This is a genomic window from Micromonospora sp. URMC 103 (genome assembly GCF_051386435.1).
GTDB lineage: Bacteria > Actinomycetota > Actinomycetes > Mycobacteriales > Micromonosporaceae > Micromonospora.
Map to the genome: position 1 here is coordinate 159,071 of NZ_JBPQTR010000005.1, position 12,711 is coordinate 171,781.

Consider the following 12,711-nt stretch of genomic DNA (forward strand, 5'->3'; position numbering starts at 1 on the left):
CCGGGGGAGCGGACCCCGTGCCAGCGGGTCCGCTCCCCGGGCGGCGTACGACTCGGATCAGAGGGGTCGCCCGTCCGCACCGCACTTGATGACCGGGCGGATGCAGTCGCGGACCCGGCGCTCCATCTCCGCCACCGGCCAGGCGTTGAAGAAGTCGCCGTGCATCGTGTAGCCCGGGCCGGAGGCGAGCCGGAACCCGGCCGGGTTGCCGCTCACCGGGTAGCGCAGCACCTGTCGCAGCTTCGGCACCGGCACCGGGTGGCTCGCCGGGCAGGCCTGGTTCACCGGGTACGCCATGTGGCTCTTGTGGTCCGGCGAGTCCAGGTCACGGCCGTTCCAGCACTGCGGGAAGTCCAGGTACGACTCCAGCATGGTGCCGGCCGGGCAGGTCACGAAGTTCTTCGAGGGTGGCACCTGCCCGGCGTGCAGGCAGGACCAGCGGGCGATGCTGCCGTCGTCCGGGCCGGTCGCCCGGGCGTTCCCCGCGACGATGCGCAGGCCCTGCGGGAGCGGCTCGGTGCGGGCCACGACGTCGCTGCGTACGCCCTCGCCGAGGTAGTAGAACGTGACGATGGTCGGCTCGACCGGCACATTGTTGTTGTAGAGCGTCGGCACCCAGTACGACGACGTGTCCACCCGCGGATTGCAGGTGGTGGGGGCGGCCAGCAGGTCCGGCAGGGTGGTGTGGGCGTTCGTCACCGTGCTGCCGAAGAAGCTGTGCATGTGGGAGGCGCCGGGCAGGCCCGGGAAGATGATCGGGTCGTCCGGGAGCCGGTGGCTGTACGAACAGTCGGCGGGGAACTCGGCCACACGGATGGCGTTGACGCCCGGGTCGGCACCGGCGGCGGTGGTGACGTCGGCCGTGGTGGCGTCGGCCTGCCTCGTGGCCAGGACGAGGTACGTGCCGAGCAGTGCCAGCAGGGTGCCGATCGCCGTGGCGAGGCGTAGCCGGCGGCGGGTGCCGGGAAGGGTTGCGGCCCTGTCCATCTCGTACTCCTGTCGGGGTGGGTCAGGGACGGTTCCGGCGCCGCCGCCGAAAGGCGTCGGAGATCGCTGACCGGGACGGGTGGTGGTGGAGCAGTGCCCCAATGGGCGAGAGAGCGCTCTCACGCCAGCGTCGGGTATGCGTCGACAATTGTCAATACGTCTCCGGTTGGTGAAACCACGGCTGGTTCCGTGCGGCCGCCTGTCGCGGCGGGCGGGAACGACGAAAAGGGCCGGCCCCCGTGGTGGGGGCCGGCCCTTTTGGTTGGACGGTTGGGTCAGTTGGTGGAGTAGCCGCGGGTGGCGATCCAGTCGGCGAGGTGGTCGACGCTGACCCAGTAGGAGGCGGTGTTGGGGTCGGCGGAGTCGGCGATTTTGACCTGGTGGCCGTTGTCGCGGTAGCCGACGACGCTGATGTAGTGGCCGCCTTCGTAGGAGTGGGTGTTGCCGTCGGTGTCGGTGGTGGTGCCGGCGATGTTGGCCACGACGGCGCGGCCGTCGTCGACGGTGCGGACGACATCGGTTGTGAGCTGGTCGGTCTGCTTGTCGTCGGCGGTGGGCTTGGAGATTTCGACGCTGTGGTAGGCGTTCTTACCGGTTTCCTTGTTGAGCACGGGGGTGATGTCGTTGATGGAGTTGGTGCCGGCTTCGGTGGTGCCCATTTCCTTGGCCATGGCGTCGACGTTGATGTCCTTGCCCTGGACGGAGAGGGCGTTGCGGGTGGCGGCGGGGCCGCAGTAGAAGAAGTTCGGCTGGGCCTCGTAGCGGACGTTGAGCTCACGCTGGCCGTGGCCGCGCTGGGTCTGGGTCTGGGCGGCGGGCTTGGCGTCGGCGTGGGCGGCGATCGCCGGGGCGGCGATGCCGATGCCGGTGGCGGCGAGGCCGGCGGTGGTGAGTGCGGTCTTGCGGATCAGATCGGTACGCATGAGGTGTGTGCCTTTCTGGTTCGGGGGTGTGGTGTGCCTGCGCGACGGCTGGGGGGTGTCGCGCGGCGGAAAGATCGAGGGGGCTGGCCGGGCGGGGTGGCCTGCTCGGGGGTGGCCTGCTCGGGCGGCCGGGGGGGTGTAACGGTGCGGGGCTGGCGGGGCATTCCGCCGCGCGGGCCGGTGGGGGCATTCCAACGCGCCGGCCGAGCGTTCCGGCGGGGTTCCGAGGGCGGGTTCCGTGGGCCCGCGGTCCGGGGGTTCAACGGGCGGGGCCGGTCGGATGTTCCGCCCGGGCTCCGCGGTCGGGGGTTCAACGGGCGGGGCCGGTCGGATGTTCCGCCGGGGCTCCGCGGTCGGGGGTTCCACGCGCCGGCTGGGCTCGGCTTCGCGCCGGCCTTGCGGGCCCGGGGTTGTCAACCACCTGCGGCGGCCGGATGTTCCGGCAGCCGCGGCCGGTGCTCGGCGCCTCGGGGGTGGGGGTCGCGCGGCGCGACCATGTTCAACGACCCGGGGTCGGCGATGATTCCGGCGGTGGGGTGGCCCCGGCCATGGGACGACCGACCGGAAACCGGACATCCAACACGGCCCGAGGGCGAGGCCGACCGGACATGCGGGGCTTGAGGTGTGTGATCGACTCCGTTTCGCCGATGTCGCGGCATCGGACGATCCGGGATCCCGCCATATCGCCGGAACGGAGTCGATCACGGCTGAGTGGGGCGAGTGGCGGTAACGATCCGCGATCTCGTGTCATCCTGTCCGGATCTTGCCGAGGGCCGGCGGTTCGGGTCAGCCCCGCCCCGCTCGTCCTTGATCGACTCCGTTCCGCCGATATGGCGGTATCCGGTGCTGCCGGACACCGCCACATCGGCGAAATGGTGTCGATCACGCCTCTGTCGGTCCGCGAGGTCCGTCCCGCTGGGGCTCGCGCACGCTGTCGGGATCCGCCGAAGCCGGCGGGTGTTGACGCCACTCGCCCCACTCGGCCTGAAATCGCGAATCCGGACACAGCGGGCGCGAGGCCCAGCGGTCTGTCCGCCCCGATGGCGCCCCCGGGGGTCCTTGTCGAGCATGATCCACTCGACTTCCTTGAAATTGGACTGTCGCGGCGTTCGGGACACCGCGACATCAAGGAACCAGAGTTGATCACGCCGGCGGGAACCGCGACTTCGCAGAGGACGCCACAGGCGCTTGATCGACACCGCTTCGCCGAGACGGCGGCATCCGGGGCCCCCGGACACCGCCACATCGCCGCAACGGAGTCGATCAAGGCCTACCGGGGCGACGGATCAGCACGCGCTCCGGCCTCGGGCGGCTCCGGCACGCCACGCCATCGGCCAACCGGTGACTGTTCCGGACGAACGACCGTTGCCCAAAGACATCGACGAATGTCACTGTCAAACTCCCTCCGACCCCGAGGAGCCCCGATGAGAGGCAGAACGTTGAGCGCGCGGATCGCGCTCGTCGTGTGCACCGGGATGATGGTGACGTTGGCCGCCCCACCGGTCGGCGCGTCCCCGTCCGCCGGCACGGCCGTCGCACGGCCCGTCGCCGCGCCGGCGGTGCAGGCCGCGGTCGCGCCGGACATCTCCGTGGCCAACGTGCAGACCGCCGCCGCGCCGGACATCTCCGTGACCAACGTGCAGGCACACCTCAGCCAGTTCAACAGCATCGCGAGCAGCAACGGCGGCAACCGGCGGGCCGGCTCGGCCGGTCACACGGCCTCTGTGGCGTACGTGAAGAGCCGGCTCCAGGCCGCCGGCTACACGGTGACCGAGCAGCGGTGCACCTCCTGCACGTACCCGTCGAACAACCTCATCGCCGAGTGGCCGGGCGGCCCGGCCGACCAGGTCGTCATGTTCGGCGCCCATCTCGACGGGGTGTCCGCCGGCCCGGGCATCAACGACAACGCGTCCGGGTCGTCGGCGCTGCTGGAGAACGCGCTCGTGCTCGCCCAGCAGAACCCTGCGATGACGAAACGGGTGCGGTTCGCCTGGTGGACGGACGAGGAGCAGGGGCTCAACGGCTCCCGGTTCTACGTGAACTCGTTGAGCGCGACCCAGCGCGGCTACATCAAGGGCTACTACAACTTCGACATGGTCGGGTCCATCAACGGCGGCTACTTCATCAACCGGCTCACCTCCACGACCGCGGCGCCGCTGCGGGCGTACTGGGACTCGCTGGGGTTGCAGCCGGAGGAGAACGTGGAGGGTCAGGGACGGTCCGACGACTACCCGTTCCAGCAGGCGGGCATCCCCACGTCGGGGTACGCGGCCGGGGCGAGCGCCCGTAAGACGAGCGCCCAGGCGGCCAAGTGGGGTGGGACGGCCAACGCGGCGTACGACCCGTGCTACCACCGCTCCTGCGACACGACTGCCAACGTCAGTGCGACCGTGCTGAACCGGTCGGCGGACGGCGTGGCGTACGCCATCTGGCAGCTCGCGGTCGGCGGCGGCACTCCCGGTTGTGCGGGCGGCCAGCCGATCGTCAACGGCGGCTTCGAGAACGGCACGAGCCCGTGGACGGCCAGCTCCGGGGTCATCACCAACTCGTCACGTCAGCCGGCGCGCACCGGCACGTGGAAGGCGTGGCTGGCCGGAGCCGGCAGCACCCAGACCGACGCGCTCGCGCAGACGGTGACCCTGCCGGCCGGCTGCGCCACCGCGACGCTGTCGTTCTGGCTGCACATCGACACGGCCGAGACGACCACGTCCACGGCGTACGACCGGCTCACCGTGCGCCTGGGCGGCACGACGCTCGCGACCTGGTCCAACCTGAACGCCGCGGCCGGCTACGTGCAGCGCACGCTCAACGTGGGGGCGTACGCCGGCCAGACGCTGAGCCTCGCGTTCACCGGCACCGAGGATTCCTCGCTGCAGACGAGCTTCGTGATCGACGACGTGACGGTGCAGCTGAGCTGACGCGCGGAGGCGGCGCGGCCAGCGCGCCGGGCACGCGCGTGCGTGGACGGGGTGGGCGGCGCGCCCACCCCGTTCCGCTGGACCCTGGCGGACCGGGCCATAGTCACAGACGTCTATGTCTGGTAGAAATCCTTCAAGGCCGGCCTCCGCTTTCGCAAAATTCCCACCTTCCAAGCGATCGGGAGAGCCATGTCGTCCCTGCGTACCACCCTGCGCCGCCGCCTGCTCACCCTGCTCGTGGCCACCCTCGCCACGATCGGCGTCACGTTCGGTCTCGCCGCCCCCGCCTTCGCGATCAGCCACTCCAGCGCGACGTCCCAGTTGCGGGCCGCCGGCATCTCGTGGACCTCCAGCGGCGGATGCAGCGACCGCAACGTTCCCACCTGCACCTCGTTCGACGGCATCCGGCAGGCGACCATCGACGGCATCATCACCTTCAAGCGGGCCAGCGGCTGCGCGATCACCATCACCGCGGGCACCGAGGTCGGCCACGCCAGCGGCACCTACAGCCACTGGAACGGCTACAAGCTCGACATCGCGCCGAGCACCTGTATCCAGAACTACATCTCGTCGCACTACACGTACCTGGGTTACATCTCCGGCTGGGGTTACCAGTACCGGGCGGCCTCCGGAAACCTCTACACCCTGGAGGGCAACCACTGGGACATCCTCTACTACACCTGCGGCTGCTGAAACGGAGCGAGACGGACGCCCGGTGAGGAGCTGACCGGGCGACCGACGGGCCGCCGCGGGGGACACCGGCGGCGGCCCTCGGCCGATCGGCGCCCGGCGGCGCGCCCCGGTCGTCCGGCGGCCCCGCCCCGGTCGGCGGCGCGCCGCCGGCGGCACCGCCGCCGGTGCGAAGTGTTCAAACTGCGTTCCGACGACGGTGCACGTGCCATTCAATCCCGATCATGAGGCTCGGCTGGACGTCATCGTCGCCACGCAGCTGAGGAGTGCCGTTCATGCTCGACCCAGGACAGTCAGTTCCCACCTCCGGCGTACGGCGCGGTCTCCGCCGTAGGCTCGGAGGCGCGATCGCCGTGGCCCTCGCCGCCACGATCGTGGCCACGCCGGCGAGCGCCACCGCGGCCACCCCGGCGGGCGCCACCGCGGCCACCCCGGCGGGCGCGGCCCAACCGGTGCCGGTCCAGCTGGTGTCCATCACCGACCTGCACGGATACTTCGGCGACTACACCACGACGGTTCCCGGCTCCCGTGCCGGCGAGCCGGCGCAGCAGGTCGGCGGCGGCGCGTACCTGACCACCCACATCAAGCAGCTCCGGGAGGGGAAGCCGAACTCCATCCTGTTCTCGGCCGGCGACGACTTCTCGGGCTGGCCCAACGAGACGGGCTGGTTCTGGAGCGAGCCGACCGTCGAGTACCTGAACTCGATCGGTCTGCAGTTCTCCACCGTCGGCAACCACGAGATGGACCGGGGCTACCCGTTCCTGCGGCACATGGACGACGGCACGTGCGAGGGCGTACCGGATCGGGACGTCTGCTTTCCCGACTCGACGGGCCGGCGCTTCCACGGCGCCGACTACGACTACTACACCGGCAGCGTGGTCGACGAGCACACCGGCAAGCCGATCCGCGAGCCGTACCACGTCGAGTACGTCGACGACGGTCGCGGCGGCAGGCTGCCCGTCGGCTTCGTCCACGCGACCCTCAAGGGCCTGTCCGAGGAGCAGATGTCCTACACCCCGAAGGGGTACGAGTTCCTCGACGAGGCCGACACGATCAACAGGTACGCGGCCGAGCTGAAGCGGCGGGGCGTCAAGGCCATCGTCGCGGTCATCCACCAGGGCTTCTCGCAGAAGAACGGCTCCGGGTACAACGACTGCGTCGACCCGTCGGGCCCGGCCGTGGAGTTCAACCAGCGCATCACCCCGGACGTGGACGCCATCGTCACCGGGCACTGGCACGCCCTCGTCAACTGCATGCTGCCCGACCCGGCCGGCAACGCCCGCCCGGTCGTGGAGGCCGCGAACCACGGCCGCCTCATCAACGAGATCAACCTTCAGTTGGACCGACGCACGGGCGAGGTGCTGCGCGACCGGACGACGTCCGTGAACCACGCCAACACGCAGGACGTCACGCCCGATCCGGAGACGCTGCGCATCGCGGCGTACTGGCGGGACCAGATGGCCAAGCGGGGGGCCAGCCCGGTGGCCGAGGTCACCGCCGACCTGACCCGCGCGCCGAACCCGACCGGTGAGTCGACGCTGTACGACGTGGCCGCCGACGCCTTCCACTGGGCGGCGAACACCGACGGGCGGGCCGACCTCGCGGTGGCCATGCCGGGCATCCTGCGCCGCGACGTCACGTACGCCGCCGACGCCGCGAACCCGGCGGACGCGCCCGGTCGGGTGCTCTTCTCGGAGCTGGCGCTCGGCACCGTGTACGACAGCGGCATCGGCGTCGGCCTCGTGCGTGGCAACGTCACCGGCCAGCAGCTCGACGAGCTGTTGGAGAGCCAGTGGCAGCAGGGCGCCGACGGCACGGTGACCTACCGGCACCTGGCCGTGTCGGCCAACGTCCGCTACACGTACGACGTCAGCCGTCCGGTGGGCGACCGCGTGGCGGCAGGCAGCATCCGGCTCGGCAACCGGCCGGTCAACCCGAAGGCCACGTACCGGATCGCCACGCTGGCCAACAACTTCCTGCCCAACGTCGTGACCCCGGGTTTCACGGCCCTGCTCGGCGCGGCGAAGCAGGACCGGAGCATCTACAACGGCGGCGACGCCCTGTGGCGCTACCTGGAGCGGCAGTCGCCGGTGCGTCCGCCGGCGCTGGGCGTCCGGGCCCGGCCGGTGGTCGCGGGCTGACGGTCGCGGTCCCACGAGCGGGTGCGGTCGCGAGGACCGCACCCGCTCTGCCGTTCCGTCAGGGGAGCTGCGGGTAGAGCGCGGCGACGCCGCCGGACAGGCCGGCCTGGACCTGCCGGCTGATGTCGTCGGCGACGATCTCGTACGCGTCCGCCTCGATGCCGTCCAGCGTGATCCGGGCGATGTCGGCCGGATCGGCCTTCGGTGCCGTCACGTGGGCCGCCATGTCGGTGTCCATGTAGCCGACGTGCAGGCCGGCCACCCGGATGTTCCGCTCGGCGAGCTGTGCCCGCAGGGCGTTGGTGAGCGCCCACTCGGCCGACTTGGCCGCGCTGTACGCGCCGCTGGTGGGCAGGGCGAACCAGGACAGCACGGAGTGGACGTTCAGGATCGAGCCGCCGCCGTTGCCGGCGATGACCGGTGTGAACGCCCGGACCATCGACAGCGTGCCGAAGAAGTGGGTGTCCATCTCCAGCCGGATCAGGTCCAGATCGGCGTCGAGCAGGTCGGCGCCCGTGAGGGAGCCGGCGTTGTTGATCAGCAAAGTCACGTCGCGGGCCAGTTCGGCCGCGGCGGCGACCGAGGCGGGGTCGGTGATGTCCAGCCGCACGGGCGTCACGCCGGGCAGGTCGACGCTTTCCGGGTTGCGGGCGCCCGCGTAGACGGTGGCGCCCCGGGCGACGAGCTCCGCGGCGAGGTGCCGGCCGAAGCCCCGGTTGGCGCCGGTCACGAGCGCGGTACTTCCGGCGATCTTCATATGGTTGCTCCCGGGTGTGGTGAGGAGGGGCAGCCGGGCGGTGCGCCGCCCGGAGTTCAGTCGCGGTCCGCGCGGCGCAGGCCGGGGCCCGGGCGTACGGCGATGTCGTCCGGCTCGACGTCGTGTCCGGCGGTGCACCGGAGCACGGCGTGCACCTCGGCACCGCAGTCGTCGTGCTCGATCCGCACGGAGGGGCCGGCGGCGTCGGCCGCCCAGGTGTCGCCCCACTGCCGCAGCGCGGTCAGCACGGGCAGCAGTTCGGCCCCCTTGGCGGTGAGCACGTACTCGTCCCGGGTCCGCTGCCCGGGCTCGCGGTAGGGCCGGCGTTCGAGCAGGCCGTCGGCCACGAGCTGCTTGAGCCGGGCCGCGGCGACGGGCTCGCTGATGCCCACGCGGGCCGCGAAGTCGTCGAAGCGGCTGGTGCCGAAGGACGCCTCCCGCAGCAGCAGGAGCGTCGAGCGGTTGCCGACCACGTCGAGCGCCCGGCCGATCGAGCAGTTGGTCGTCAGCCAGGCGTCCCGGTCGGCGCGGAGATCGGTCATGACGGGAACGCTATCCGACCTGACTTAGGAAAGCCAAAGTCAGCTAGCTCACGGTCCCGTGGTCCCGGGACCGGGAATACCGGGGCGGGACGCCGGCACGGGCCGCCCCGGTGACGGCTCGTATCCTGTGCGCGAACCCCCCACGGAAACGCAGAAGGGAGACGGCGTGGGCAACCCGGTCGAGACGTTGGAGTTCCAAGCCGAGGCGCGTCAGCTGCTCCAGTTGATGGTCCACTCGATCTACTCGAACAAGGACGTCTTCCTCCGCGAGCTGATCTCCAACGCCTCCGACGCGCTGGACAAGCTGCGGCTGGCCGCCCTGGTCGACAAGGACCTCGATGTCGACACCTCGGACCTGCACATCGAGATCGAGGTCGACCGCGAGGCGCGCACCCTGACCGTGCGCGACAACGGCATCGGCATGTCCCGCGACGAGGTGGTCTCGGTGATCGGCACCATCGCCAAGTCCGGCACCGCCGAGCTGCTGCGCGCGATGCGGGAGTCCGCCGACGCCGCCGCCTCGCAGGAGCTGATCGGGCAGTTCGGCGTCGGCTTCTACGCGGCGTTCATGGTCGCCGACCGGGTGGAGCTGGTGACCCGCAAGGCCGGTGAGCCGGGCGGCACGCGCTGGTCGTCCACCGGCGAGGGCACCTACTCGATCGAGCCGGTCGAGACCGCCCCGCAGGGCACGGCCGTCACGCTGCACCTCAAGCCGGCCGACACCGAGGACAACCTGCACGACTACACCGCGGAGTGGACGATCCGGGAGATCGTCAAGCGGTACTCCGACTTCATCGCGTGGCCCATCCGCATGGCCGCGGAGCGGGCCGGCGAGGACGGCGCGACCACCCGCGAGGTGCAGACGCTCAACTCGATGAAGGCCCTCTGGGCGCGTCCACGCGACGAGGTCGACCAGGCCGAGTACCACGAGTTCTACAAGCACGTCGCCCACGACTGGGCCGATCCGCTCGAGATCGTGCACATGAAGGGCGAGGGCACCTTCGAGTACGAGGCGCTGCTGTTCGTCCCGGCCCACGCGCCCCTGGACCTCTTCTCTCCCCAAGGCCGCCGCGGAGTCCAGCTCTACGTCAAGCGCGTCTTCATCATGGACGACTGCGAGGCGTTGATGCCGGCGTACCTGCGCTTCGTCAAGGGCGTGGTGGACGCCCACGACCTGTCGCTGAACATCTCCCGGGAGATCCTCCAGCAGGACCGGCAGATCCAGGTCGTCCGGCGGCGGCTGGTCCGGAAGATCCTCGCCACGGTGAAGGACCTGAAGGCCAACCACGCCGAGCGGTACCGCACGTTCTGGACCGAGTTCGGCGCGGTCGTGAAGGAAGGCCTCATCGACGACACGGAGAACCGCGACACGCTGCTGGAGCTGGTGAGCGCCGCCTCCACGCACGACCCGGCCGAGCCGACCGACCTGCGCGGCTACGTCGAGCGGATGAAGGACGGTCAGTCCGAGATCTGGTACGCCACCGGCGAGTCCCGCGCCATGCTCGAGAACTCGCCGCACATGGAGGCGTTCCGCGCCAAGGGGCTCGAGGTGCTGCTGCTCACCGACCCGGTCGACGAGGTGTGGGTCGAGCGCGTCGGCGCGTACGACGGCAAGCCGCTGCGCTCGATCGCCAAGGGCGAGGTCGACCTGGACACCGAGGAGGATCGGCAGCAGGCCGAGGCCGAGCGCGAGCAGCAGCGCCGGGACCACGCCGAGCTGCTGACCTGGATGGGCGGCGCGCTCGCCGACAGCGTCCGGGAGGTCCGCCTCTCGTCGCGGCTGACCACCTCACCGGCCTGCGTGGTCGGCGACGCGCACGACCTCACCCCGACGCTGGAGAAGATGTACCGGGCCATGGGGCACGAGGTGCCGTCGGTCAAGCGCATCCTCGAGCTGAACCCGGGCCACCCGCTGGTGGCCGGGCTGCGCAAGGCGTACGAGCAGGGCGGCGACCAGGCCGAGCTGCGTGAGACCGCCGAGCTGCTGTACGGGATGGCGCTGCTCGCCGAGGGCGGCGAGCTGGCCGATCCGTCCCGGTTCACCCGGATCCTCGCCGACCGGCTCTCCCGTACCCTCTGACGCGCACCGGGCCGGTGGGGGAGACCACCCTCACCGGCCCGCCAGGCGTGGGATTCCGCCGGGCCGGGTACCACCGCGGCCATGAGCACGAGCACCGCGCCGTCCCCGCCCGTGACCGCGACCGCCCGACCGGGCACCGTCGCCGTCGTGGCCCACCGCCGGAAGACCTTCGGCGGGGGGCTCGACGAGCTGCGGGCGACCCTCGCCGGCGCGGGTGTGGACGACCTGCTCTGGTACGAGGTGCCGAAGAGCCGCAAGGCGCCCAAGAAGGTCCGCAAGGCGCTGAAGAAGGGCGCCGAGCTGATCTTCGTCTGGGGCGGGGACGGCATGGTGCAGCGGTGCGCGGACGCCCTCGCCGGGTCGGGAACGCCCATGGCCATCCTTCCCGCCGGCACCGCCAACCTCTTCGCCACGAACCTCGGCATCCCGCAGGACCTGCCGGGGGCGGTGCGGATCGGGCTGCACGGCCGGCGCCGCCGGCTGGACCTCGGCCGGATCAACGGCGAGCACTTCGCGGTGATGGCCGGCGCGGGGTTCGACGGCGACCTTATCCGCGAGGCGGACCGGGACCTGAAGGGCCGGTTCGGCCGGCTCGCGTACGTCTGGACGGGCCTGCGGCACGTCCGCGGTGAGCTGGTGCACACCCGGATCCGGGTCGACGGCACCACCTGGTTCGAGGGCGAGGCGAGCTGCGTCCTGTTCGGCAACGTCGGCACGATCACCGGCGGCATCCCCGCCTTCGACGACGCGCGGCCGGACGACGGCTACCTCGAGGTGGGGGTGTCGACGGCGAGCGGCGCGATCGACTGGGCCCGCACGCTGGGCCGGATGGCGGCCGGCCGATCGGACGAGTCCCCGTTCGTGCGGATCACCCGGGGGCGGAAGGTGCGGGTGCGCCTGGCCGCGGCCCGGACGTACGAGCTCGACGGTGGCGCGCGCGACGCGGTGCGGAAGCTCAAGGTGCGCTCGGTGCCCGGGGCGCTCACGGTGTGCTGCCCCGAGCCGCCGGCCTGACGTCACGGGCACGCCACCGCCGGCGGAGCACGACGTTCCCAGCCCGCCGGTGGCCCATGTGACATCCAGGGCGATGCCTCTGAGGCATCGGGGTCGCTGCGGTGGTCCCGCCGGGCCGCGACACGCAGGGCGCACCGTCGGGGTCGACCCCGCCGTCCCGGGCCGGCCGGCGGGTCACGCGGCCGCTCTCGCCACGTCTACACAGGACGCGGAAGCCGGCGTAACGTGCCGGATGCGCCTGACGCTACGGACTTTCGTTTGTTTGAAGGAAAGTACAGGCGAGGCAGACGAAAGCTCTGGACACGTCCGTGCCAACTTAGTAGTGTCGGGATCCATCGATATGTTTCCGCGAGATGAACCGGCGGCGCGGTGAGTCTCGAACGGTGGCCCGCAGGCGGCGCGACACGTCCGGCGGCCACCGGCCGACCAGGGACGGCACCCCTGGCCGGTGGCACCCAGCGACCCGGTGCTGAAGAAGCGCCGTGGGTGACCGACGTCCGTCCCGTCCCCGATGACACCTCGGCCGGCTCCGAGGTCCAGCACAACCCCGTCAGCTCTCGCTGAAACCTGCCCGGCGACGTGGGCCATCCGGCTCGCCCGCGCGGCGGGCGGACTCCAACCACACAGCACGACCGTGGCGCCGCCACGGCCGGTGATTC

At 71.2% G+C, this 12,711-nt stretch carries 9 protein-coding genes; 5 read left to right on the forward strand and 4 right to left on the reverse strand.

Annotation, left to right across the window (positions count from 1 at the left end; translation table 11 throughout):
* Window positions 1-57: 57 nt before the first annotated feature.
* Window positions 58-987 carry a DUF1996 domain-containing protein gene (locus ACSNOA_RS14070; RefSeq protein WP_436658521.1) on the reverse strand — a complete coding sequence of 310 codons (930 nt, stop codon included), beginning with the start codon at window positions 985-987 and terminating at the stop codon, window positions 58-60.
* 275 nt (window positions 988-1,262) lie between these two features.
* Window positions 1,263-1,910 (reverse strand): C39 family peptidase, encoded by a 648-nt coding sequence (locus ACSNOA_RS14075; RefSeq protein WP_436658522.1) that lies wholly within the window; start codon window positions 1,908-1,910, stop codon window positions 1,263-1,265.
* Between the two features lie 1,424 nt (window positions 1,911-3,334).
* On the opposite strand from ACSNOA_RS14075, the gene ACSNOA_RS14080 reads away from it, so the two are divergent.
* The 3 genes from ACSNOA_RS14080 to ACSNOA_RS14090 all read left to right on the forward strand — a co-directional run bounded on the left by ACSNOA_RS14080 (window position 3,335) and on the right by ACSNOA_RS14090 (window position 7,659).
* Window positions 3,335-4,828, forward strand: a complete 1,494-nt coding sequence (locus tag ACSNOA_RS14080; protein ID WP_436658523.1) for a M28 family peptidase — start codon at window positions 3,335-3,337, stop codon at window positions 4,826-4,828.
* Window positions 4,829-5,017: 189 nt separating this feature from the next.
* Entirely contained in the window at window positions 5,018-5,521 is a 504-nt protein-coding gene (locus ACSNOA_RS14085) for a hypothetical protein (protein ID WP_436658524.1), read from the forward strand.
* 272 nt (window positions 5,522-5,793) lie between these two features.
* A complete protein-coding gene (locus ACSNOA_RS14090) occupies window positions 5,794-7,659 on the forward strand; it encodes a bifunctional metallophosphatase/5'-nucleotidase (RefSeq protein WP_436658525.1) in 1,866 nt (621 codons plus the stop codon).
* Window positions 7,660-7,717: 58 nt separating this feature from the next.
* Here the strand turns inward: ACSNOA_RS14090 and ACSNOA_RS14095 are convergent, their stop codons facing one another.
* Together ACSNOA_RS14095 and ACSNOA_RS14100 are read right to left on the reverse strand one after the other, a co-directional pair.
* Window positions 7,718-8,416, reverse strand: coding sequence for an SDR family oxidoreductase (locus tag ACSNOA_RS14095; RefSeq protein WP_436658526.1), 699 nt, complete (start codon window positions 8,414-8,416; stop codon window positions 7,718-7,720).
* Window positions 8,417-8,472: 56 nt separating this feature from the next.
* Window positions 8,473-8,958 (reverse strand): winged helix-turn-helix transcriptional regulator, encoded by a 486-nt coding sequence (locus ACSNOA_RS14100; protein ID WP_436658528.1) that lies wholly within the window; start codon window positions 8,956-8,958, stop codon window positions 8,473-8,475.
* A gap of 166 nt (window positions 8,959-9,124) precedes the next feature.
* Between ACSNOA_RS14100 and htpG the strand changes: the two genes are divergently transcribed.
* Together htpG and ACSNOA_RS14110 are read left to right on the forward strand one after the other, a co-directional pair.
* Window positions 9,125-11,038 (forward strand): molecular chaperone HtpG, encoded by a 1,914-nt coding sequence (gene htpG / locus ACSNOA_RS14105; RefSeq protein WP_436658530.1) that lies wholly within the window; start codon window positions 9,125-9,127, stop codon window positions 11,036-11,038.
* Between the two features lie 81 nt (window positions 11,039-11,119).
* Window positions 11,120-12,052: a diacylglycerol/lipid kinase family protein gene (locus ACSNOA_RS14110; protein WP_436658531.1), complete on the forward strand. Its 933-nt coding sequence runs from the start codon at window positions 11,120-11,122 to the stop codon at window positions 12,050-12,052.
* Window positions 12,053-12,711 lie beyond the last annotated feature (659 nt).

Excerpts from the sequence above, each read along its gene's own strand:
- ACSNOA_RS14070 (WP_436658521.1), bottom strand. The coding sequence starts at position 987 with ATGGACAGGGCCGCAACCCTTCCCGGCACCCGCCGCCGGCTACGCCTC.
- ACSNOA_RS14095 (WP_436658526.1), bottom strand. The coding sequence starts at position 8,416 with ATGAAGATCGCCGGAAGTACCGCGCTCGTGACCGGCGCCAACCGGGGC.
- ACSNOA_RS14085 (WP_436658524.1), top strand. The coding sequence starts at position 5,018 with ATGTCGTCCCTGCGTACCACCCTGCGCCGCCGCCTGCTCACCCTGCTC.
- ACSNOA_RS14090 (WP_436658525.1), top strand. The coding sequence starts at position 5,794 with ATGCTCGACCCAGGACAGTCAGTTCCCACCTCCGGCGTACGGCGCGGT.
- ACSNOA_RS14075 (WP_436658522.1), bottom strand. The coding sequence starts at position 1,910 with ATGCGTACCGATCTGATCCGCAAGACCGCACTCACCACCGCCGGCCTC.
- ACSNOA_RS14080 (WP_436658523.1), top strand. The coding sequence starts at position 3,335 with ATGAGAGGCAGAACGTTGAGCGCGCGGATCGCGCTCGTCGTGTGCACC.
- ACSNOA_RS14110 (WP_436658531.1), top strand. The coding sequence starts at position 11,120 with ATGAGCACGAGCACCGCGCCGTCCCCGCCCGTGACCGCGACCGCCCGA.
- ACSNOA_RS14100 (WP_436658528.1), bottom strand. The coding sequence starts at position 8,958 with ATGACCGATCTCCGCGCCGACCGGGACGCCTGGCTGACGACCAACTGC.